Origin of the sequence: Mesorhizobium sp. M1163 (genome assembly GCF_040318415.1) — a bacterium.
Lineage (GTDB): Bacteria > Pseudomonadota > Alphaproteobacteria > Rhizobiales > Rhizobiaceae > Mesorhizobium.
This window is the reverse complement of the sequence record NZ_JAMYMF010000005.1, coordinates 116,986-139,935: the sequence shown is the minus strand read 5'-3', so window position 1 is coordinate 139,935 and position 22,950 is coordinate 116,986. Positions and strand designations below refer to the sequence as shown.

Below are 22,950 nucleotides of genomic sequence, written 5' to 3'. Positions count from 1 at the left end.
GCCAGCGCCCTCATGAGTTCGAAGGACAAGAGTTTAGCCCGCCACTCTATTGCAGTGTGTGCAGCGACCAGCGCAAGGCAATCGCAGCGACTGCATTTGGTTCTCGGATGATCACATCCGCCGACTTTGAAGGCGAGTACCTAATAGCTATTGGGGCGTCAGCCTAAGCCAACCGATCAGCGAGCCTTGTCAAAAAAGGCACGTAGTTCTTTCAGGGCCGCTGCCTGTCCGACCGGCTTTGTCGACCTGCCTAACGTCAGTTTGCGACCTGCGCCAACTGGAAGACTGACCGCCTCCCACACGTATTTGTTTGGAATATCGGGCTTCATCTCGACACGAATGGTCCGTTTTGCGGTGGTTCGAGTCCAAACAAGATTTTTTGGCCCGAAAGCGCAATCCCAGTCAACATCGGTGGAAAGGTCAGCCAGTACATTCAGAAGCTTATGAGAATCCGCTGGTCTGAGAGAGCTATTGTCGTTCAGCATGGAACGTATAAGCCTGCGCCACTTCGATGATACATGGGGCAGCCAAGAAAGTGCATCGGCAAAGCCACCATCCCGGACGGTATGCCTTGGGGCAGGGCTCAATTTGTACCACGCGTCACCATGAAGTAGGCGGTAGAGCGTAATTCCCGTAGCCCAAATATCAGTCTTCTTACTCGTCTGCCCGTTATGCCATACTTCTGGGGCCAGATGGTCGGAATAGCCTGCCCCTGCGGCATAGCCCAAAATGATATCATCGGTAACTAACCCAAAGTCGCCGAGCTTGGCGTGCCCTTTCCTGTGGATCAGGATATTGCCCGGCTTAATGTCCCGATGGATCATGCCCCGGTCGTGAAGTGCGCAAAGCCCATGGGCGACATCCGTCGCTATCTTATGGACCTCAGAAGATGACATTGGGCCAGCCTCGTAGGGCTTTTGAAGTGATCCGCCGTGGCAGTACTCCATGACCAGATGGATGGCATCCTTTGCTTGAGTTTCCAAAATATGATGAACTTGGACCACGTGTTTGTGGCTAGCCTTTTTCAAGCTCGCCGCTTCTTCCAGCAGCCCTGCTCGTCGGGCATCCCAAGCGGGAGTGGTTTCACCGAGCTTTTGACGAAGAATTTTCACCGCTACTTCGCCATGAACGGCGTCCGTTCCAATATGGACATCACCGAAATGGCCATTTCCCACTTTGACGCCAACGTCGAGGTTTGCGATGAACTCAGCCACAAGACTACCTCGCCGCGAGCATGTAGATTACAGCTTCCCTGCTCCCCATGCGAAGTGGGTGCCCATTTATCTCACCCCGCCAGAACCCGTCGTCGGCAAGATATTCGTCAGTCTTTCGATCGCCAAATGTCTTGCTTACGTGCGCCTTTGCCATTGTCTTTGTCGCGCAGACGGATCCAAAGGCACACATAGCGACGCCGCGAAGTTCAGCGGATAGAAGATGGCCCTTTTTGGTTCCGCCCAAGCTCAGTGCGCTTTCCTTAATGAAAACCTTCTTGATGCTGTTGTCGGTCGCGTAGTCCACGAGCCTCTGGTATATCGTACCATATGCTTTCGAACGGTCCCCATTCGGTAGTGCGATCGTCTGGTCGGACACAATAGTCAGCGGACCAGTCGCCGGTACTTCTGCGTCGACGATGATCAATTTCTCGCCAGAGACCGTCACGCCAAGCCATCTTTCACTCATACTCTGATTCTCCCCAAGCCAACGCCAATCTCTCACGGCACCGACTCGCTGTCCACTTGACCGCCACAGGCGTTTGTTCCTATTTCGTTCTCATGCCGGAGAGCAATAGCCGACCAAGCGGAATCATATGGCGTTTGAGCAAAGCCCAGGACGTTGGGCAGCTAGTTCGAGTTAGGTGCGGGTATTGCCCCGGCTGGCGGTACTATATGCCGGCCGACCTGCAACGCGTGCTCGGTGACGTCGAGGTGCGGCGGATTCCCTACCGAATCCGGTGCGAGCGCTGTAACCGCGGAGACCAGATGACGGCCGAAGTTTTCATTCCGGTAGCAGCTGAGCGTGCGCGCCTAACGGTACGGCGGCTTGTCGACATCAAGACGCGACGCATCCCTGTTTGGCGCGACGAGCACGGCTAGCGCGCGTGTAGAAGCGGCGCACTTCGCCATCCTGCGCTGTCCGTATAGGTGGCCTTTCCGATTCGTCCAGTCCGTGGCATATGGCGAAGGATAGAGGGGAAGGCTTCCATGGAGGGAAGGGGCATCACCGATATACTGCTCGCAGTCATAGCGGGCGTCTTGTTGTTCGGTCGGGACGCAATGACAAGCGGCCTACAGGGCTTCGCCGTCGTCGCTGTCGCCATCTTCGCCATTTATCTCGTCCTCAGAGGAGTCGGCGCAATCCTGTCGTGGATCGGGACCGAGTGGCGCGCTGCGGGGAACACCGAAGGACACTTGGGCGTCGTCTTTGCCACTGTGGCCGGGTGCATCCTCGTGCCTTTGTGCGGCTACGTCGTGTGGCTGTGGGTCACCGGCGCGGAGAACCCGATTTCGACCGCTTCGTCCAGCTGGCTCGGGTGGGCCTGGATGGGGCTGCTCCTGCTCCTGATGGCTGGCTACGGCATCTACGGCGCGAGGAAGGCCCTGCGCTGGCTTTCCGGGCACTGGAGCGAGGTCCCGGGTATTGTCGCCTATCGCCTACGCGTCTTCCTGCGAGGCTACCTCGAGTTCCTCGGTGGGCCCGTCACCTTCCCGATACGCGAGTGGCGCATCCGGAGCGAGGCGGGATCGGGAACGGCCGTCAAGCTTGTGTCCGCTGCCTACACAACCGTCCTCGGCCTTGTCGTGGCGTTCATGACTGTGTCCCTCAGCATCCTTGCTGCCTACGGCCTTTTCTCTAGTCTTGGCATCATCAACTAGTCGGCGGAACCTGAGGGGCTCGCAGACGTACAGCTGAACCGAAGCCCACCCACTACAAGACGGAACTGCCTACCACGTTTGTCGAGCCTTTTCGCGTCGCGCGATGTTGCTATCCATGTTGCTATTCGCAGCCTCCGCTTATTATCACGCCTTACAATCAACGGCTTATGTCGCTAAACATTTCGGGGCTAGTAACATGGCTTCGGGCGGTTTTGGTAGCTAAGTGCTTGAAATATCTTGGCTGGGGAACCTGGATTCGAACCAGGACTAACGGAGTCAGAGTCCGTGGGTCTACCGTTAACCTATTCCCCAGCAGGCGCGGCCGTTGAAAACCGCGCGGCAGGGCGGCGATGTCGCCGCGCGTGCCTTGTAGCCGCCGCCGGAAAATAGTCAACCCTGTGTCTGGCTTCAATTCTCGCTGCGGCTGTATTGCGAGTGCTCGAAGAACAGCACCACGCCGAGCGCGATCAGCAGCGGGATGATCAGGTAGAACAGCCGGAACACCAGGAGCGCCGCCAGTACGCCGACCTGGTCCATATGTGACAAGCCGGCGAGGAACACCACCTCGAACACCCCGAGCCCGCCCGGCGCATGCGAGATCTGCGCGATCGAGAACGACACCAGGAACACGCCGAGCACGACGAAATAGCCGGGATTGCCGGTGGCGGGCAGGGCAAAGAAGATGATTGCCGCCGCCGCCAGCAGCTCGATCGGGCCGACCAGCAATTGCCGCGCCACGATCGGCAGCGCCGGGTAGTGCAGCTGGAAGCTGCCGATCCTCAGCGGCCTCAGATGCAGCCAGCTGCCGAAGACATAGGCCGCCACCACGAGCAGCATGGCGAGCCCTGCCGCTTGCGCCAGCCGGTGATGTGGTGTGCCGGAAAACCGGTCGATCACCTCGGGCTCGAGCAGCAGCACGATGCTTGAGACGAACAGCGTCGACAGCACGAAGGTGATCCAGCAGATCGCCACCAGAATGCCGACATCCTGGCCGGTCAACCCCCTGGTGCCGTAGGCGCGGTAGCGGATCACGGCGCCGGAAAACACCGAGCCGCCGATATTGTGCGACAGCGCATAGGTGGTGAACGAGCAGAAGGTGACGAACAGCCACGATACTTTTTTGCCGATGTGCAGCAGCGCGATGTGGTCGTAGCCGGCGAGCGAGGCATAGGCGATGACCGAGCCCAGCGCCGCCAGCACCCAGCCGCGCGCCGGGATGGCGACGATGCCGTCCCAGACATCGTCGAGCGATATGCCCCGCAATTCGTGCAGCAGCAGCCACAGCGAAAACACCACCGCGGCGATGCCGATGACGGGCCAGAAATAGCGCCTCCAGTTCATGGCGTGACGATCATGCGTTGCAGCCCGTACCCGTTTTCCGGTTCGCGGCAGGAAAACCGCGGTCCCGAATGGTTTCCCCCTCCATTTCAGAAATGCCTCATTGAAGCCGGCTATTCAACCGGGAAGGCGCGCCATCCTTCGCCGAGGGCAGGGGCGAGACAACGCCGCCGGCAAAATTCGCCGCGAGCACTCTTGGTGATCCGGCCCGGCGCTGATAGTCTGGCGGCAACTTGAACATGTAAATGCGCCTGCTGCGTCCGGTCTCCGGTTCGCGCGGCGCCGGAAGGAACCACAGTGGAAGACCACGAAGCCGGCGCTGGTGCGCCGGAAGTGGGCGTGTCCAGGGGTTCGCCGACGCCGTCCGGCCAGGCAAGCCCATCCACCGGACGCTACGGCCGTCAGGTGCAGCCCCGGTCCGGCAATGGACAGGGTGGCGACACGTCCCACGACCAGAAGGGCCAGCACCAAAAGGGCCCGCATCAGAACGGCAAACCCAAGAAACGGCGCAAGCGCCGGCGCGGGCGCAAGGTTTTCGCACGCGACGAGGCTCGTCCGCTGGCTACCGGCGCTTCGGTGCCTGCCGCCAACGAGACCCCGGCCGCGCGCCCGCCCCAGCCAGCGGCTTACGCGCCTCCGCCCTCAGCCCCGGCAACGTCGCCAAGGCCGGGGCAAGGTGCCCGCACGCCACCACCGCTGCAGGAGTTGCCGGTGTTTGCCGCGCTCGATCTCGGCACCAACAATTGCCGTCTGCTGGTCGCGGTGCCGACGCGTCATGGCCAGTTCCGCGTCATCGATGCCTTCTCGCGCATCGTCAGGCTGGGCGAAGGCCTTACCGCCAACGGCCGGCTCGGCGACGCTGCAATGGACCGCGCGGTCGAGGCGCTGAAGATCTGCGGTGACAAATTGCGCAACCGCAAGGTCAGGAAGGCCAGGCTGATCGCCACCGAGGCCTGCCGCACCGCCGCCAACGGCGTCGAGTTCCTCGAGCGCGTCGAGCGCGAGGCCGGCCTGAAGCTCGAGATCATCGACCGCCAGACCGAGGCGCGGCTGGCGGTGTCGGGCTGCGGCTCGCTGGTCGAGCGCGACACGCAAGGCGTCGTGCTGTTCGATATCGGCGGCGGCTCATCCGAAATCGCGCTGATCGACCTCACCGGCCATCGCTCGCCAAGGCTTGCCAACCATATCGTCTCGTGGACCTCGCTGCCGGTCGGTGTCGTCTCGCTGGCCGAGCGTTTTGGCGGCCGCACGGTAACGCGCGAGATCTTTGGCGCCATGGTCGAGGATGTTGCAATGCGGCTGCGCGCCTTCGACGGGCGCGACCGGCTGAGCCACCTCCTCTCCAGCCCGAAATTCCATTTGCTAGGCACCTCGGGCACGGTGACGACGCTGGCCGGCGTCCATCTCGATCTTGAACGCTACGACCGCCGCCGCGTCGACGGGCTGTGGATGGACCGCGACAGCGTTGATCGCATGGTCGAAAAGCTGGTCGGCTGGGATTTCCAGCAACGCGTCGCCAATCCTTGCATCGGCGCCGACCGCGCCGACCTGGTTCTGGCCGGCTGCGCCATATTGGAGGCGATACGTGCCGTCTGGCCGTCGGAGCGGCTGCGTGTCGCCGACCGCGGCCTGCGCGAGGGCATATTGAGCGAATTGATGGCCGATGACGGCGTCTGGCGAAACAGCGGGCGGGGCAGAGCATGATCCCGAAAAGTGGCTGCCGGTTTTCGGACAAGATCATGCTCAAACAGGCAATCAAGCAATGACGAAGAAACCGGAAAGACCGAGTTCGGCCGGCATTCGCGTGCTGAAGACGAAGATCAAGAAGAAAAGCGGCTTGAAGGAATCGTCTCGCCGCTGGCTGCAGCGCCACATCAACGATCCCTATGTCCAGCGCTCGAAGGCCGACGGCTATCGCTCGCGCGCGGCCTACAAGCTGATCGAGATCGACGACAAGCACCATTTGCTCAAGCCAGGCATGAAGGTGATCGACCTTGGTGCGGCACCCGGCGGCTGGTGCCAGGTCGCTGCCGCACGTACGAAATCTACCGCGGAACACCCGAACGTCGTCGGCATCGATTATCTCGAGATGGACGCGGTGCCGGGCGCGCCGGTGCTGCTGATGGATTTCCTCGATCCGCAGGCGCCCGAGAAGCTGGCTGAGGCGCTGGGCGGCCAACCGGACATCGTGCTTTCCGACATGGCCGCACCCACCACCGGCCACAAGCGGACCGACCACATCCGCACCATGCATCTTTGCGAGGTGGCGGCCGATTTCGCGCTGTCGGTATTGAAGCCGGGCGGCCACTTCCTCGCCAAGACCTTTCAGGGCGGCGCCGAAAACGAATTGCTGGCGAGGCTGAAGCGGAATTTCCGCTCGGTCCATCACGTCAAGCCGCCGGCCTCGCGCGATGAGTCGGTGGAGCTGTATTTGTTGGCGAAGGATTTTAAAGGCGGAAACGGCGCGGCGTGAAAATCGCTCTGTAGCGATCCTTCGCGCCCCCCTCTGTCCTGCCGGACATCTCCCCCACGAGGGGGGAGATTGGCAGCTTCGGCGCGCTGTCTAATCCTGCAACGTTGAATATTGGCGAAAGCCGATGTCACGTCCGATCTCCCCCCACGTGGGGGAGATGTCCGGCAGGACAGAGGGGGGCGCTGTCCCTCCGGCGTCCGTAAGCACGAGCAAAGGTCAACTCCCCGGCGGGCTCACCGGCTCCAGCGTCTTCGGCGGTGTCAGTCGGCCATGTCCCGACACGGCATTGCCGGCGTCCGGCGCCAGCCGCATGAACGACAGCGAGGCTGCCGCCGACACCGCCGCTACGATGAAGAAGGCGGTGTGGAAGTCGCTCAGCGTCAGTGGGCCGCCATGGATCTTGGTCGACACTTCCAGGATGCCGCCGGCCAGCGCCACACCGAGCGCGATTGCCAACTGCTGGAACACCGCGGTGATCGGCGTCGCCTTGCTGGTGTCGGCGGCTGAAATCTCGGCATAGGCAAGCGCGTTGATGCCGGTGAAGAACATCGAACGGATGAAGCCCCCGGCGAGCAGCATGGCGAGGATCAGCCCATAGGGTGTGTCGGGTGTGAACAGGCCGTTGACGGCGATGGACGCGGCCGCGACGAGCGAGCCTGAAATCAGCACACGGCGGAAGCCCGCGACCCTGAAGATCAGGGCAGTGACGAATTTCATGCCTATGGCGCCGATTGCCGAGACGAAGGTGATCATGCCGGACTGGAACGGCGTCAGCCCGAAACCGATCTGGAACATCAGCGGCAAAAGAAAAGGTACGGCACCAATGCCGATGCGGAACAGTCCGCCGCCGAGCACCGACGAGCGGAACACCCGATTGCGAAACAGCTCGAGCGCCAGCAGCGGATTCTTGGCGTGGCGCGCGTGCAGCAGATAAAGCACCGCCGATGCCAGCCCGACGGCAACGGTGATAAAGCCGGCAACGGGCGGCAGAGCCGGCAGGCTGACCACCGACAGGCCGAACACAATTCCCGATGCCGCCAGCCCGCTCAGCACGAAACCGAAGAAATCGAGCGGCGGCGTCTGCGCGGCGTCCGTCTTCGGCAGGAAACGCGTGGCCAGCCAGATCCCGACCAGGCCGATCGGCACATTGATCAGAAAAATCCAGTGCCAGGTGAAATAGGTCGTGATGAAGCCGCCGACCGGCGGACCGACCAGGGGGCCGACCAGAGCCGGGACGGTCAGCCACGACATGGCGGCGACGAGTTCGCTTTTCGGCGTCGCGCGTACCAGCACCAGGCGTCCCACCGGCGTCATCATGGCGCCGCCAATGCCTTGCAGGAAGCGTGAGACCACGAAAGCCGGCAACGAATTGGACATGGCGCAAGCGACCGAACCGACGATGAACACGGCGATCGCGGCGCGGAAGACATTCTTGGCGCCGAAGCGGTCGGCCATCCAGCCGCTGATCGGAATGAAGATCGCCAGGGATACCAGATAGGCGGTCAGCGCCAGCTTGAGCGCGATCGGGCTGGTGTGGATGTCGATGGCGATCGCCGGCAACGATGTCGCAATGACGGTCGAATCCATGTTTTCCATGAATAGAGCGACCGCCAGAATAAGCGGAATGGTGCGGTTCACGATGGATCCGGCCTTGAAATGTGCGTCGCTATTGCTTGCCGGCCTTGGGGCCAAACCGACACGTAGGGCGGTTATCACGCCTTGGCCCGGATGTCGCATTAATTTGCTGTCACGTTTGTGCGACCGCAAGTCGTGCGCAGCACCTGGGGCAAAATGCATCGTCGCCACTATACAACCATCGGCTTTTCAACGGCGACGGGACGTGTTACGAGCCAGCGCCAATCCTGAAAGGGAAGAAGACGAGTCGGCGCTGTCCATCCAGGGCGAGCGCCTTTCCTGCATTCCGAGGGCTGGCCATGGCAAAAATCATCGAGACGTCCACCGGCGCATTGGCGCTGACCTTTGACGACGTGCTGCTGCAGCCCGGTCATTCCGAGGTCATGCCTGGCGAGACCGACATCCGCACCCGCATCGCCGGCGACATCGACCTCAACGTGCCGATCCTGTCGGCCGCCATGGACACGGTCACCGAGGCGCGGCTTGCCATCGCCATGGCCCAGGCCGGCGGCATCGGCGTCATCCACCGCAATTTCTCGCCGGCCGAACAGGCCGAGCAGGTGCGGCAGGTAAAGAAATTCGAATCCGGCATGGTGGTCAACCCCGTCACCATCGGTCCCGAGGCGACGCTGGCCGATGCGCTGGGTCTGATGCGCACCTACAGCATTTCGGGCATTCCGGTGGTCGAGAACGGCGGCACCGGCGGCCACACCGTCGGCCGGCTCGTCGGCATCCTGACCAACCGCGACGTCCGCTTCGCCTCCGACCCGGCGCAGAAGGTCTATGAGCTGATGACCCGCGAGAACCTGATCACCGTCAAGGAGAACGTCGATCAGGACGAGGCCAAGCGGCTGCTCCATCAGCACCGCATCGAGAAGCTGGTTGTGGTCGATCGGGACGGCAATTGCGTCGGGCTGATCACGGTCAAGGACATCGAGAAGTCGCAGCTCAACCCGCACGCCACCAAGGATGCGCAGGGACGCTTGCGCGCCGCCGCCGCCACCAGCGTCGGCGATGACGGTTTCGAGCGGGCCGAGCGCCTCATCGACGCCGGCGTCGACCTTCTAGTGATCGACACCGCGCACGGTCATTCGCAGCGCGTCCTGGATGCGGTGACGCGGGCCAAGAAGCTTTCCAACTCGGTTCGCATCCTGGCCGGCAACGTCGCCACAGCGGAAGGCACGCTGGCGCTGATCGATGCCGGCGCCGACGCGGTCAAGGTCGGCATCGGGCCGGGCTCCATCTGCACCACCCGCATCGTCGCCGGCGTCGGCGTGCCGCAGCTCTCGGCAATCATGTCGGCGGTCGAGACGGCGCAAAAATCGGGTGTCTCGGTCATTGCAGATGGCGGCATCAAATATTCGGGCGATCTGGCCAAGGCGCTGGCCGCCGGCGCCAGCGCGGCGATGATCGGTTCGTTGCTGGCCGGCACCGACGAGAGCCCGGGCGAGGTCTATCTGCACCAGGGCCGCTCCTTCAAAGCCTATCGCGGCATGGGCTCGGTCGGCGCGATGGCGCGCGGCTCCGCCGATCGCTACTTCCAGGCCGAGGTGCGCGACACGCTGAAACTGGTCCCGGAAGGCATCGAAGGGCAGGTGCCGTACAAAGGACCTGTGTCTGGCGTGCTGCACCAGCTTGCGGGCGGCCTGAAAGCCGCTATGGGTTATGTCGGTGGCCGCGACCTTGCCGATTTCCGCGAGCGCGCCACTTTTGTGCGGATATCCAATGCCGGACTTCGTGAAAGCCACGCCCATGACGTCACGATTACCCGCGAAAGCCCGAATTATCCTGGCGGAGCATGATCGCCATGCGCCTTGGCGCAATCTGGCGGCGATGATCCTGCGGCTGTCGCGCCACGCCGCCGCACTCTGTTTCGCCACCGTGGCGATTTTCATCATCATGACGGCGATGGAGTTCCTCTATTTTCGCCAATTGAGCGGCGGTCTGCCCTCGCTCGACATGCGCTATGCCGGTTTCACTCCGGATGAGGGCATGGCCTGGCTGACGGCGCTCGGCCGGCGTGGCAGCGAGATCATTCTCGTCTGGCATTACCTGACCTTCGACCTGCTGTTTCCGGCGCTGCTGTCGCTGACGATGGTCAGCCTGATCCTGGCAACGGGCCGGCGGCTGAAGAATTTCCATTCGCTGCCTGCGCAAAGCCAGTCGATATTCGCAGCTGTGCTGGTGCTGCCCTACACGCTCGCCGACTATGCCCAGAACATCGCCGTGGCTCGTCTTTTGTCCGATTTCCTGTCTGCCAATCCGGATTCGCTATCCTTTGCCTCGGCGCTGATCGTCACCAAATTCGCGCTTCTGGCGGTGCCGGTGACCGTCATTGCGGCTTTCACTCTGATGGCTCAGAAACGGCCTTGAAGGCTGGGTGACAACGACAGGGGGCGTCTTGAACCAGACCGCGATCTTCTGGCCGATGCTGGCGCAGGTGCTGCTGGTCTATATCGTCTATGTCGTAATGGGCCGGCGCCGCCATGGTGCGGTCAGATCGGGCGAAGCCAAGACCGGCCAGTTCAAGACGCGCTCGACGGAGCCTGGTTCCAGCATCACCGTCGCCAACAATCTGAGCAATCAGTTCGAACTGCCGGTGCTTTTCTATGTCTTATGCTTGACGCTGCACGTGACCAATGGCGTCAATTATCTGACCTTGGCGCTGATGTGGATCTTTGTCGTCTCCCGCTATTTTCACGCATCGGTCCACTTGACCAGCAATCGGCTAATCCTGCGCAGCAGGGCATTCTACGTGGGTGCGGTAGTTCTCGCACTTGGCTGGATATGGGTGGCACTGCATCTGCTCGGCTTGGTCTGAGCAAGCTCAAGCCTACAAATCGAACACCGCGATCTTGCGCTTGTCGAACCTGATCGCGAGTTCACCGCGCACCAGCCTGAGCGCGGCCTCGCCAAAGACGGCGCGCCGCCAGCCTTGCAATGCCGGCACATCGGCGTCCTCGCCCTCTGCAGCGATGCGATCGATGTCGTCACTGGAGGCGAGTACCTTCGATGCGACACCTTCCTTTTCGGCAACGATCCGCAGCAGCACCTTCAGCAACTCCGCCGCGGCGCTCGACCCCTCCGGCGGCTGGAAGCTCTTCGGCAGCTTCGGCATCTCTTCCCTGGGCAGCGCCAGGGCAGCGTTGACTGCGCCAAGCAGTGCCGTCGCCGTCGACGAGCGCTCCCAGCCCTTCGGCGTGGTACGCAGCTTGCTCAGCGCCGCCGTATCGCGCGGCGCCTGCTGCGCTACTTCGTAGATCGCATCGTCCTTGAGCACCCGGCCGCGGGGCACGTCGCGCTCGCGCGCTTCGCGTTCGCGCCAGGCGGCCACCGCCTGCACGATCGCCAGTTCCTGTGGCTTGCGCAGCCGCATCTTGAGCCGCTTCCAGGCATCCTCGGGATGCGGATCGTAGGTCTCGCGCGAGGTCAGCACGTCCATCTCCTCGTTCAGCCAGTGGGCGCGGTTTTCCCGCACCAGCTCGGCGCTGAGGTGCTTGTAGACCTCGATCAGATGGGTGACGTCGGCGAGCGCGTAGTCGAGCTGCTTTTCGGACAGTGGACGATGGCGCCAGTCGGTGAAACGCGACGACTTGTCGAGCCGCGCGCCGGTGATGCGCTGCACCAACTGGTCGTAGGAGACGCTGTCGCCGAAGCCGCAGACCATCGCCGCGACCTGGGTGTCGAACACCGGATGCGGCACCAGATCGCCGAGATGCACAATGATTTCAATGTCCTGCCGCGCCGCATGGAAGACTTTGACGATCGCCTCGTTGGCCATCAGCCTGAAGAACGGTTTCAGGTCGATGTCGGGCGACAGCGGATCGATCAGCGCCGTCACCCCGGGCGCTGCCATCTGGATCAGGCACAGGATCGGCCAGAAGGTCGTTTCGCGAATGAATTCAGTATCGACGGTGACGAATTCCGCCTTTTCGAAAGCGGCAATAACGGTCTCGAGTTCGTTCTGGGTGGTGATGACGTGCATCAAATCGCTTTTGGCAAGGGATAGGGTCTCTTTCAATTTCAGCCGCGCGCGCTTTCGTCAAGCGCAAGCACCTTTATCGGGCTTTGCGGGTTCATCGGGATCGGCATTCCGCTTCGCCAACCGGGCAAAAACCGTCGATGTGCGCAACAGCGCCGTAAAACGGCTGCGATGGCTCGCCGGCACAGCAGAGCGCGCCCGCATCCGGAAAAGGATGACCGCCACGAAGATCGCATAGACGGTGGCGCTGAACACGAACAGCGCGCTCGGCCCGAAATATTGCATCACCGTCGAGGCTGCGAAGGGGCCGCCAATGGCGCCGAAGGAATAAAACAGCATCAAGGCTGCGTTGATCAGCACAAACTCGCCCTTGTCGGCGCGGTCGTTGGAATGCGCCGCCGACAACGAATAGAGCGGCATGGCAAAGCAGCCGAAGATAAAGACGAGCAGGAAGTTGAGGAAAGGGCTGCCGCCTGCCACGAACGCCAGCGCCAGTGCCGCCACCATCGCACAGCACGTCGTCATCAGCAGCACCGAGCGCCGGTCCCAGCGGTCGGAGAGATAGCCAAGCGGATATTGGATGATGGCGCCGCCGAAAATGCCGACGCTGACGAAGGTGACGACGTCGGCGACCGACATGCCGATCTGCTCGGCATAGACCGGCGACAGGGTGCGGAAGGCGCTGTTGGTCACGCCGACGGCGATGCAGCCGAAGCAGCCAAGCGGCGAGATGCGCCAGACGCGTGCCAAATCGAGTTTGACGTCTTCCGGCGGCGTCGGGTTGGAGCGGTCGCCGAGCGAAACCGGCACCAGCGACACGGTGATCATCATCGACATGATGGCGAAGATGGCAAAGCCGCCAGCGCCGAAGATCGGGATCAGGAATTGGGCGCCCGTCACCGAACCGATGTCGACCATGCGGTAAATGGCAAGCACCCGCGCCCGGTCGGTGTTGGTGACGCCGGAATTCAGCCAGGCTTCCATGATGGTGAACAGGCCGGCAAAGCAGAACCCGCCGGCAAAGCGCACGGCGCACCACATCACCGGATCGATGACCAGCACCAGCAGCAGCGTTCCCGCCGAGGCGATCGCCGCCAGCGCGGAAAAGGCGCGCACATGGCCGACGGACTTCATGATGCGGGTGACGGCAAGGCAGCCGAGCAAAAAGCCGGCGAAATAGAACGTGCCCATCAGGCCGATAGAGGAAGCGGGAAAACCCTCCTGCGCACCACGCAGCGCAATCAAAGTGCTCTGCAGGCCGTTGCCGCCGAGCAGGATGCCGGCGGCGATCAGGAGCGGGATCAGCGGGCGGATGGAGGACATGAAGGAAAGCCTGTCGTTGATCCTTCTTGAACCATCGCCTTCGCCAATGCCAGCGGCAATTCCCGGAGGCGTTGGGGCCAGCCGGGGGCTGCCGCTTCGCGCCGGACGTTCCGTGTTGGGAACTCAAGGCGTATCGTTGTAGTTCAGTGCTGGTGGGCGAATGCGCGTCTTGTGAGCTGCGGGTGTGCTGAGGACGGTGTCGGGCATCGACGTCCGTTTCTGCTGCTGCCTGAAGCTCCAAAGGGAGATCCGACATCATGAAGTTTCGTTCCGCATTCGCTGGATTTGCCGTGGCCGCAGTTCTGGCGGCCGGGCCGGCGCGGGCTGTCGACCTCGCCATGGTGTCGGGCGATACCGGCAACGGCCAGAGAATCCTTCGCGAGATCCTCGATCAATACGAGAAGAAGACCGGCAACAAGGTTAGCGTGGTTCCGGTGCCGCCCTCGGGGACCGACCAGTTTAGTCAATACAGGCTGTGGCTTGCCGCTGGAAACAGCGACGTTGACGTCTATCAGACGGACGTCATTTGGGCCCCCCAGCTTGCAAAGCAGCTCGTCGACCTGACCGCGGCGACCAAGGATGTCGTCGGCGCTCATTTCCCATCGATCATCAAATCGCAGACCGTCGACGGCAAGCTCGTCGCCTTGCCGATATTCACCGACGCTCCGGCGCTCTACTACCGCAAGGATCTCCTCGACAAATACGGCGCCAAGGTTCCGACCAGCTGGGCCGAGCTTGCCGATACTGCCAAGCTTGTCATGGACAAGGAACGCGAGGCCGGCAACAAGGACATGTGGGGCTTCGTTTTCCAGGGCAACGCCTATGAGGGACTGACCTGCGATGCACTCGAATGGGTGAAGTCGAACGGCGGTGGTCAGATCATCGAGCCGGACGGCACGATCTCCATCAATAACCCGCAAGCAGCCGCGGCGCTGGAAATGGCGAGGAGCTGGGTGGGAACCATCTCGCCTCCCGGCATTCTGGCCTATCAGGAAGAAGAGTCGCGCGGTGTCTGGCAGATCGGCAACGCCGTCTTCATGCGCAACTGGCCCTACGCCTATGCGCTTGGCAACAGCGAAAGCTCCCCCATCAAGGGCAAGTTCGAGGTGACGACGCTGCCGTCCGGGTCGGGTGAGGGCGCCCGCCCGGCAGCAACGCTTGGCGGCTGGAATCTTGCCGTTTCCAAATATTCGAAGAACCCCGCCGCAGCCGTCGAACTGGTCAAATGGATCGCTTCGCCTGAGATGCAGAAGTACCGCGCCTTGAAGGGGGCATATCTGCCGACCATTCAGGCGCTCTATGACGATGCCGACATCGCCAGCGCCCAGCCGGTTATCCCGCGCTGGAAGGAAGTTGTCCTCAACGCGGTGCCGCGTCCCTCGGCCCAGGCCAAGACCAGGTACAATGAGGCATCGAGCGAGTTCTGGACCGCCGTCCACAACACCATGTCCGGCGAGGGCACGGCCGCCGACAACCTTGCCGATCTGGAGTTCTCCTTGACCAGGCTCAAGGGCACCGCCTGGTGACCTCGCCGCGCTCAGGCTCGCTGCTGGCGCGTCAGCGTGTGCGCTCGGCATGGCTGCTGCTTGCCCCGATGCTCATCGTGCTCGCCGCCGTTGCCGGCTGGCCGTTGATGCGCACGATCTATTTCGGCTTCACCGATGCCTCGCTCGCCGACCTCGAAGCCCGCCGCTGGGTTGGCTTCGCCAACTATTTCTCCGTCCTGCAAATGCCGAGCGGCCGCGTCATCTATGACGGGCTGCTCGCCGATCCGGTCTGGTGGCGCGCCGTCTGGAATACGGTGCGCTTCGCGGTGATTTCGGTAACCTGCGAGACGGTGCTCGGCATGATCGTCGCGCTGGTGCTCAACACCAAGTTTCGCGGCCGCGGCATCGTACGCGCCGCGATTCTAATCCCTTGGGCCATCCCGACGATCGTCTCGGCGAAAATGTGGCAGTGGATGCTCAATGACCAGTTCGGCATCATCAACGACGTCCTTCTCAAGCTCGGCCTGATCGGCACCAAGATAGCCTGGACGGCCAGCGCCGACACTGCCATGGTCGCCATCCTCATTGTCGACATCTGGAAGGCGACCCCGTTCATGGCGCTTCTCATTCTCGCCGGCCTCCAGATGCTTCCACAAGAAATCTATGAGGTCGCCAAGCTCGACGGCGTCGGCGCATGGAAAGTTTTCTGGAAGATCACCTTGCCGCTCATCCGGCCGGCGTTGATGGTGGCCATGATCTTCCGCGGTCTCGATGCGCTGCGCATCTTCGACCTGATCTACGTGCTCACGCCAAACAATATCCACACCAAGTCGATGTCGGTGTTTGCCCGCGAGAGCCTGTTTGAGTTCGACAAGTTTGCCTACGGCTCCGCCGCCTCGACGCTGCTCTTCCTCATCCTCGCTTTGCTGACCATGCTCGTTCTGTGGCTCGGCCGGATAAGACTGGACAAGGACTATTGATCATGTGGGGTGCTGACCATGTGGATCGTCAAGCGCACGGCTTTCTACCTCCTCGTCGCCGTTATCGTCGTCGTCGCGGTATTCCCGTTTTACTACGCCATCGTCACCAGCCTGAAATCCGGGACGGCGCTCTTCCAGATCGACTATTGGCCGAAGACGATTACCTTCAGCAATTACAAGACCGTTTTCACCGAAGGGACCTTCCTGCGCAACCTCGTGAACTCGCTGTTCATCTCGAGCGCCGCTGTCGTCATTTCGCTGTTCCTCGGCGTCACCGCCGCCTATGTCCTGGCGCGCATCCGCTTCCGCGGCCGCTCGGCTCTGCTCCTCATTATCCTGTCCGTCTCGATGTTCCCGCAATTGGCGGTGCTTGCCGGTCTGTTCGAGCTGATTCGGGCCTTCGGCCTCTACAATTCGCCGTTCGCGCTGATCTTGTCCTATATGATCTTCACCTTGCCGTTCACCGTCTGGGTGCTCACCGCCTTCGTTCGCGACCTGCCGATCGAGCTGGAGGAAGCGGCGATCCTGGACGGCGCCACGCCCTGGATCATCATCAGCCGCGTTTTCCTGCCGCTGATGTGGCCGGCGCTGGCGACCACCGGGCTTCTCGCCTTCATCGGTGCGTGGAACGAATTCCTGTTCGCCCTGACGTTTACCTCCAACAACGAGCAGCGAACCGTGCCGGTCGCCATCGCGCTGCTCTCCGGCAGCTCGCAGTTCGAGATCCCGTGGGGCAACATCATGGCCGCATCGGTGATCGTCACCGTGCCGCTCGTCATCCTCGTCCTGATCTTCCAGCGTAAGATCATCTCCGGCCTCACCGCAGGCGGGGTCAAGGGATAAGGTGCATAGTTGAACTGCCGGACAGAGCGGCGAACTCGGATTAACGCCTCTGGCATAAATTGATGCCGGTGGGACAGGGGCGGGAAGAACGCGAACTCGTCCCGGGCGCCGCTTGCCTTGACAAACGCAGCCTCTCATGTGCTTTTCGCGCAAATTTTCAGGCTGGGCCATCAGGCCTTGGCCGCAACCCAACATCCGGACTTTACGAATGACAATGCATCGTTACCGCAGCCATACCTGTGCGCAGTTGAGGAAGAGCGACGTCGGTTCCTCCGTTCGCCTGTCGGGCTGGGTGCATCGCGTGCGCGACCATGGCGGCCTGCTGTTCATCGATTTGCGCGACCATTACGGCCTGACCCAGATCGTCGCCGATCCGGATTCGCCGGCCTTCAAGATCGCCGAGACCCTGCGCGGTGAATGGGTCGTCCGCGTCGATGGCGAGGTCAAGGCGCGCCTCGCCGACACCGTGAACCCTAATTTGCCGACCGGCGAGATCGAGATTTTCGCGCGCGAGATCGAGGTGCTGTCGGCGGCCAGGGAATTGCCGCTGCCGGTCTTCGGCGAGCCGGATTATCCGGAGGACATCCGCCTCAAATACCGCTTCCTCGACCTGCGCCGCGACACGCTGCACAAGAATATCGTCGCGCGGACGAAAATCATCGCCGAGATGCGCAAGCTGATGGGCGAGGTCGGCTTCACCGAATTCTCGACGCCGATCCTGACCGCCTCGTCGCCGGAAGGGGCGCGCGACTTTCTGGTGCCGTCGCGCATCCACCCCGGCACTTTCTACGCGCTGCCGCAGGCACCGCAGCAGTATAAGCAGCTGATCATGGTGTCCGGATTCGACCGCTACTTCCAGATTGCGCCGTGCTTCCGCGACGAGGACCCGCGCGCCGACCGTCTGCCGGGTGAATTCTACCAGCTCGACGTGGAGATGAGCTTCGTCGAGCAGGAGGACGTGTTCACCACCATGGAGCCGGTGATGCGGGGGGTGTTCGGGACCTTTGCCGCCGGCAAGCCGGTGACGCAGAAGTTTCCGCGCATCGCCTATGATGTCGCGATGCGCAAATACGGCACCGACAAGCCGGACCTGCGCAACCCGATCGAGATGCAGGCCGTCTCCGATCATTTTCGCGATTCCGGCTTCAAGGTATTTGCCAACATCCTTGCCAACGATCCGAAGGCCGAGGTCTGGGCCATTCCGGCCAAGACCGGCGGTTCGCGCGCCTTCTGCGACCGCATGAACTCATGGGCGCAAGGCGAGGGCCAGCCCGGGCTGGGCTACATCTTCTGGCGCAAGGAGGGCGAGAAGCTCGAAGGCGCCGGGCCGCTGGCCAAGAACATCGGCGAGGAGCGCACGGAGGCGATCCGCCAACAACTCGGCCTTGCCGATGGCGATGCCGCTTTCTTCGTCGCCGGCGACCCGAAGAAATTCGTCTCCTTCGCGGGTGCGGCGCGCACCCGCGCCGGCGAGGAGCTCAACCTTGTCGACCGTGATCGCTTCGAATTGTGCTGGATCGTCGACTTCCCGTTCTTCGAATGGAACGAGGAGGAGAAGAAGATCGACTTCGCGCACAATCCGTTCTCGATGCCGCAAGGTGGCATCGATGCGCTTAACGGCGAGAATCTGCTCGGCATCAAGGCGTTCCAGTACGACATGGTCTGCAACGGTTTCGAGATCGCCTCAGGCGGCATTCGCAACCATCTGCCGGAAACCATGGTCAAGGCGTTCGAAACGGTCGGGCTGGACCGCGCAACCGTCGAGGAACGCTTCGGCGGCCTTTACCGTGCCTTCCAGTATGGCGCGCCGCCGCATGGCGGCATGGCGGCCGGCATCGACCGCGTCGTCATGCTTCTGGTCGGTGCCAGGAACCTGCGCGAAGTGACCATGTTCCCGATGAACCAGCAGGCCTACGACCTGTTGATGAACGCACCGTCGGAAGCCAGCCCGCAGCAGCTTCGCGAATTGTCGCTGCGCGTCGTGGCGACGAAGAAAGAGGTTTAGGAAACGCTCCGAACAAGTCCTGTGGATTCATAAAAAAGCCCGGCATCGCTGCCGGGCTTTTGCTTGGAAGCTCGGTCAGTCTTCGTTCGCCGTAACCGTCACGCCGAGCGTCTTCGGCAGGTCGAGCGGGTTGGACATGGCGCCCGCCATGATCAGCGCGAACGGCACCGCTGCCGGCGGCTCGGCCGAGACCTCGATGCTTTGCGGATCGTCGAGGAACTTGTTGACCGCGGCCGAAACCTGCGCCGTCAGTTCCGGATTGTTGAGCTGCGCCATGCCGAAGGGCACGATCGCCTTGGCCTGGTTGGCGATGTCCTTGCCGGACATGCCTTGCTGCTTGCCGGCATAATCGAGCACCTTCTTGGTCAGCGAATCGTCGTCGAAGCGGATCGAGGCGCTGTTGAACGATAGCTGCTGCAGCAGCCCGAGCATGGCCATGCCTTGCGCCGAATTGTCGGCGCCTTCGGGCTGCGCTGCCATCTTCTTCTGCATGTCCTGCATCGATTTGATGACATCCAGCGTGTAGCCGCCGAGATTGAAGGTCATGCCGAGCGTGCCGGCATTGTCGACCGAAACTTCGTATTTCGACAAATCCATCTTGCCGTCGGTAGGCTGCCAGGTGCCTTCCATCTCAAGATTGCCCGATATGTTTTGGTAGCCGAGCGCGTTGATGACTTCCTTGGACTTCGGATCTTCGACCAGCGTCAGGTCGGCAGTGAACTTTTCCGTGGTGCCGGAGAACGCCATGGCCTTGCCGTCGGCCGGCGGCGTGATTGCGATGGCAAGCCCGTCCATCGAGAAGGCAGTCTTGTCGGCGACCTTGACGGTCATGTTGTCGAGCTCGGCCGATTTGTAGATCATCAGCGAGCCCAGCGGGCCGCTTGCGCCTTCGGCCGGAACCGTCATGTCGTGGATGACGAAGGGGCTGAGATTGAGCGTGACGCCATCTTCGCTGTGTTCGAACGGCGAAGTCGATACGGTCGCGATTTGATAGCCGCCATTGGCTTCGGTCACGCCTTCGAGCTTGACGTCGCCGATCTTGAGCGCCTCCTTTTCGGCCGCCGGTTTGACCGCTACGCCTTGCAGAACCATGCTGGAGGTGTCGCCGGTTACTCCGGTCCAGGAGAGGTCGACGCCCTGGGCGGCGAGGGCAGCCTTCAGCCGGTCGGCAACCGCGGTATCCTGCGCGAACGCCGCATTCAGCGGCAGCGTCAGCAAAAAGGTCGAAAAAGCCAGTCTTTTAATAAGTGTCGAGTGTCTGATCGTCATCGAGAGCTCCCCTGAGAGTGTCCTGAAATTCTTTTCAAATCGTCGCGTCGTCACCATTCAGCGACGAACTGGACCGGAAAAAGGCGGGCCTCGGCACAATGGTCGAAAATCGCGGCCAAAGGCAAACCCGATCCATCAGGCTTGCGATAGAAGCCGGATGTAACGGATTGATGTTGGCCGGCGTCGCGACGCTTCCAATTCCTGTTGCACAATGCAGGTCGCGCAAAAGTGTGCAGCGGTTTTGCGCGACATGGATCAAAACAAGGACCTAAAGCGCGCGCATAAGGCCGGTCGAACGCGACGCGCTTTAGGAGGACGTATGCCGGCGCCTCTTGCCGCGAATCACCCGCTCGGCTAGTGCCAGCCCATGGGAAAAAGGCTTTTGCCGCCTGAAACTGGCGGCGGCGACAATATCGAGCCGGTCGATCTGAAGAAGGCGCTGGAAGAGCGCTATCTCGCCTACGCGCTGTCGACCATCATGCACCGGGCGCTGCCGGACGTGCGCGACGGGTTGAAGCCGGTGCATCGCCGCATAATGCATGCCATGCGCTTGTTGCGGCTCAACCCCGACCAGGGCTTTGCCAAATGCGCCCGCATCGTCGGCGAGGTGATGGGCAAGTTCCATCCACATGGCGACCAGTCGATCTACGACGCATTGGTGCGGTTGGCGCAGGATTTTTCGATGCGCTACCCGCTGGTCGACGGGCAGGGCAATTTCGGCAATATCGACGGCGATAACGCCGCCGCCATGCGCTACACCGAAGCGCGCATGACCGACGTGTCGACGCTGCTGCTGGAAGGCATCACCGAGGACGCGGTCGATTTCCGCCCGACCTACAACGAGGAAGACGAGGAGCCGGCCGTGCTGCCCGGCGCCTTCCCGAACCTGCTTGCCAACGGCTCGTCCGGCATCGCCGTCGGCATGGCGACCTCGATCCCGCCGCACAATGCGGCCGAGCTTTGCGACGCCGCGCTTCACCTGATCGATCATCCGGATGCGCCCGTCACCAAGCTGATGGACTTCGTGCAAGGTCCGGATTTCCCGACCGGCGGCATCATCGTCGACAGCCGAGCCTCGATCCTCGAAGCCTACGAAACGGGTCGCGGCGGCTTTCGCGTCAGGGCGAAATGGAGCCAGGAGGACCAGGGCAGGGGCACCTGGAACATAGTCGTCACCGAGATCCCTTACGGCGTCCAGAAGGCCAGGCTGATCGAAAAGATCGCCGAGCTCTTGATTGCGCGCAAGCTTCCGTTGCTCGAGGATATCCGCGACGAGAGCGCCGAGGACATCCGCGTCGTGCTGGTGCCGAAGAGCCGCTCGGTCGATCCCGGCATCATGATGGAATCGCTGTTCAAGCTGACCGAGCTCGAAAGCCGCTTTCCGCTCAACATGAACGTGTTGTCGCGCGGCAAGGTGCCGAACGTGCTGTCGCTGAAAGGCGTGCTCAAGGAGTGGCTTGAGCACCGCCGCGACGTCTTGATCCGCCGCTCCAAGCACCGTCTCGGCGAGATCGAGAGGCGGCTGGAGATCCTCGCCGGCTATCTGATCGCCTACCTCAACATCGACGAGGTGATCAGGATCATCCGCGAGGAGGACGAGCCCAAGCAGGTGATGATGGCCCGCTGGTCACTCACCGACACCCAGGCCGAAGCCATCCTCAACATGCGGCTGAGGGCGCTGCGCAAGCTCGAGGAATTCGAGATTCGTGAGGAATTCAACGGCCTGACCGGCGAGAAGAAGCAGATCGAGGCGCTACTTGCGTCCGACGCCAAGCAGTGGGCGACGATCAAGTGGGAAGTCGCCAATGTTCGCCAGAAATATGGGCCCGAGACCGAGATCGGCAAGCGCCGGACCGAGTTCGCAGATGCACCCGAACATGACCTGACCGATATCGCCCACGCCATGATCGAGCGCGAGCCGGTCACCGTCGTCGTATCGGAAAAGGGCTGGCTGAGGGCCATGAAAGGTCATCTGACCGATCACTCGGCCCTGACCTTCAAGGAAGGCGACAGCCTCAAGCTCGCCTTCCATGCCCAGACGACCGACAAGGTGCTGGTCTTCACCACCGGCGGCAAGTTCTACACGATCGGCGCCGACCGGCTGCCGGGTGGGCGTGGCCATGGTGAGCCGATCCGCATCATCGTCGACATGGACAACGACCAGGATATCGTCACCGCCTTCGTCCATGATCCCAAGCGCAAGCTGCTGCTGGTTTCGCATGACGGCAACGGTTTCATCGTGCAGGAAGAGGAGGTCGTCGCCAACACCCGCAAGGGCAAGCAGGTGATGAATGTCAAGGCGCCCGACGAGGCCCAGCGTTGCGTGACTGTCGCCGGCGACCATCTCGCCATTGTCGGCGAGAACCGCAAGATGCTGGTGTTCCCGCTGGCCGAGATCCCGGAGATGGGACGCGGCAAGGGCGTGCGCCTGCAGAAATACAAGGATGGCGGCGTCCTCGACCTCAAGACCTTCACGCTCGCCAGCGGCCTGTCCTGGCAAGATTCGGCAGATCGCACCTTCACCAAATCGCGCGACGAGCTTGCCGAATGGATCGGCGCCCGCGCCTCGGCCGGTCGCATGGTGCCGAAGGGGTTCCCGCGCACGGGCAAGTTCGGGTAGGCGCGCGAAGGAGCGTGACCTTTCGGGGGCGGTCAGGCGAGGTGGTGAAAGGGAATTCGTGTTTTCGTGCCCGGCGCCGCAATTTTGTTCTTGCTTTGTGCCGGCAGCTATGCTACTAACTT

At 62.1% G+C, this 22,950-nt stretch carries 18 protein-coding genes and 1 tRNA gene; 11 read left to right on the top strand and 8 right to left on the bottom strand.

What is annotated here, in order from left to right:
* Positions 1-176 precede the first annotated feature (176 nt).
* Both NKH43_RS07245 and NKH43_RS07240 read right to left on the bottom strand, forming a co-directional pair.
* The gene (locus NKH43_RS07245) at positions 177-1,214 is read right to left on the bottom strand and encodes a serine/threonine-protein kinase (protein WP_352857238.1); all 1,038 of its coding nucleotides are present in this window, start codon (positions 1,212-1,214) and stop codon (positions 177-179) included.
* 4 nt (positions 1,215-1,218) lie between these two features.
* On the bottom strand, positions 1,219-1,680 hold the full coding sequence (locus tag NKH43_RS07240; protein WP_352857236.1) for a hypothetical protein: 462 nt from the start codon (positions 1,678-1,680) through the stop codon (positions 1,219-1,221).
* A gap of 521 nt (positions 1,681-2,201) precedes the next feature.
* Here NKH43_RS07240 and NKH43_RS07235 point away from each other — a divergent pair.
* Entirely contained in the window at positions 2,202-2,873 is a 672-nt protein-coding gene (locus tag NKH43_RS07235; RefSeq protein WP_352857234.1) for a hypothetical protein, read from the top strand.
* A 238-nt stretch (positions 2,874-3,111) separates the two neighbouring features.
* Here NKH43_RS07235 and NKH43_RS07230 read toward each other — a convergent pair.
* Together NKH43_RS07230 and NKH43_RS07225 are read right to left on the bottom strand one after the other, a co-directional pair.
* Positions 3,112-3,185 (bottom strand) — tRNA-Gln (locus NKH43_RS07230).
* A gap of 96 nt (positions 3,186-3,281) precedes the next feature.
* Positions 3,282-4,214, bottom strand: a complete 933-nt coding sequence (locus NKH43_RS07225; RefSeq protein WP_352857232.1) for a lysylphosphatidylglycerol synthase domain-containing protein — start codon at positions 4,212-4,214, stop codon at positions 3,282-3,284.
* Between the two features lie 294 nt (positions 4,215-4,508).
* Here NKH43_RS07225 and NKH43_RS07220 point away from each other — a divergent pair, with 294 nt between their 5' ends.
* Together NKH43_RS07220 and NKH43_RS07215 are read left to right on the top strand one after the other, a co-directional pair.
* Complete coding sequence (locus NKH43_RS07220; protein WP_352857230.1) at positions 4,509-5,915, top strand: Ppx/GppA phosphatase family protein; 1,407 nt, start codon at positions 4,509-4,511, stop codon at positions 5,913-5,915.
* Positions 5,916-5,973: 58 nt separating this feature from the next.
* Entirely contained in the window at positions 5,974-6,684 is a 711-nt protein-coding gene (locus NKH43_RS07215) for an RlmE family RNA methyltransferase (protein WP_352815988.1), read from the top strand.
* Between the two features lie 216 nt (positions 6,685-6,900).
* Here NKH43_RS07215 and NKH43_RS07210 read toward each other — a convergent pair whose 3' ends face one another.
* Positions 6,901-8,322, bottom strand: coding sequence for an MFS transporter (locus NKH43_RS07210; protein ID WP_352857228.1), 1,422 nt, complete (start codon positions 8,320-8,322; stop codon positions 6,901-6,903).
* 296 nt (positions 8,323-8,618) lie between these two features.
* On the opposite strand from NKH43_RS07210, the gene guaB reads away from it, so the two are divergent.
* From guaB to NKH43_RS07195, 3 genes are read left to right on the top strand one after another with little or no spacing between them, the layout of a single operon-like run.
* Positions 8,619-10,121 (top strand): IMP dehydrogenase, encoded by a 1,503-nt coding sequence (gene guaB, locus NKH43_RS07205; protein ID WP_352458563.1) that lies wholly within the window; start codon positions 8,619-8,621, stop codon positions 10,119-10,121.
* A 31-nt stretch (positions 10,122-10,152) separates the two neighbouring features.
* Positions 10,153-10,692, top strand: coding sequence for a hypothetical protein (locus tag NKH43_RS07200; RefSeq protein ID WP_352857308.1), 540 nt, complete (start codon positions 10,153-10,155; stop codon positions 10,690-10,692).
* Positions 10,693-10,720: 28 nt separating this feature from the next.
* On the top strand, positions 10,721-11,140 hold the full coding sequence (locus NKH43_RS07195; RefSeq protein WP_352815986.1) for an MAPEG family protein: 420 nt from the start codon (positions 10,721-10,723) through the stop codon (positions 11,138-11,140).
* A gap of 12 nt (positions 11,141-11,152) precedes the next feature.
* Here NKH43_RS07195 and rnd read toward each other — a convergent pair whose 3' ends face one another.
* Together rnd and NKH43_RS07185 are read right to left on the bottom strand one after the other, a co-directional pair.
* A complete protein-coding gene (rnd, locus tag NKH43_RS07190; protein WP_023717241.1) occupies positions 11,153-12,304 on the bottom strand; it encodes a ribonuclease D in 1,152 nt (383 codons plus the stop codon).
* 57 nt (positions 12,305-12,361) lie between these two features.
* Complete coding sequence (locus NKH43_RS07185) at positions 12,362-13,624, bottom strand: MFS transporter (RefSeq protein WP_023717242.1); 1,263 nt, start codon at positions 13,622-13,624, stop codon at positions 12,362-12,364.
* A gap of 257 nt (positions 13,625-13,881) precedes the next feature.
* Here NKH43_RS07185 and NKH43_RS07180 point away from each other — a divergent pair, with 257 nt between their 5' ends.
* The 4 genes from NKH43_RS07180 to aspS all read left to right on the top strand — a co-directional run bounded on the left by NKH43_RS07180 (position 13,882) and on the right by aspS (position 18,939).
* Positions 13,882-15,150: an ABC transporter substrate-binding protein gene (locus NKH43_RS07180; RefSeq protein WP_352857225.1), complete on the top strand. Its 1,269-nt coding sequence runs from the start codon at positions 13,882-13,884 to the stop codon at positions 15,148-15,150.
* Positions 15,151-15,218: 68 nt separating this feature from the next.
* A complete protein-coding gene (locus tag NKH43_RS07175) occupies positions 15,219-16,091 on the top strand; it encodes a carbohydrate ABC transporter permease (RefSeq protein ID WP_352481315.1) in 873 nt (290 codons plus the stop codon).
* A gap of 18 nt (positions 16,092-16,109) precedes the next feature.
* Positions 16,110-16,934 (top strand): carbohydrate ABC transporter permease, encoded by an 825-nt coding sequence (locus tag NKH43_RS07170; protein ID WP_352857223.1) that lies wholly within the window; start codon positions 16,110-16,112, stop codon positions 16,932-16,934.
* Between the two features lie 214 nt (positions 16,935-17,148).
* On the top strand, positions 17,149-18,939 hold the full coding sequence (gene aspS, locus NKH43_RS07165) for an aspartate--tRNA ligase (protein WP_352857306.1): 1,791 nt from the start codon (positions 17,149-17,151) through the stop codon (positions 18,937-18,939).
* 75 nt (positions 18,940-19,014) lie between these two features.
* On the opposite strand, the gene NKH43_RS07160 is transcribed toward aspS, so the two are convergent.
* Entirely contained in the window at positions 19,015-20,208 is a 1,194-nt protein-coding gene (locus NKH43_RS07160) for an aq_1923 C-terminal domain (RefSeq protein WP_352857221.1), read from the bottom strand.
* A 367-nt stretch (positions 20,209-20,575) separates the two neighbouring features.
* Between NKH43_RS07160 and parC the strand changes: the two genes are divergently transcribed.
* Positions 20,576-22,828: a DNA topoisomerase IV subunit A gene (gene parC / locus NKH43_RS07155; RefSeq protein ID WP_023717249.1), complete on the top strand. Its 2,253-nt coding sequence runs from the start codon at positions 20,576-20,578 to the stop codon at positions 22,826-22,828.
* Positions 22,829-22,950: the final 122 nt, after the last annotated feature.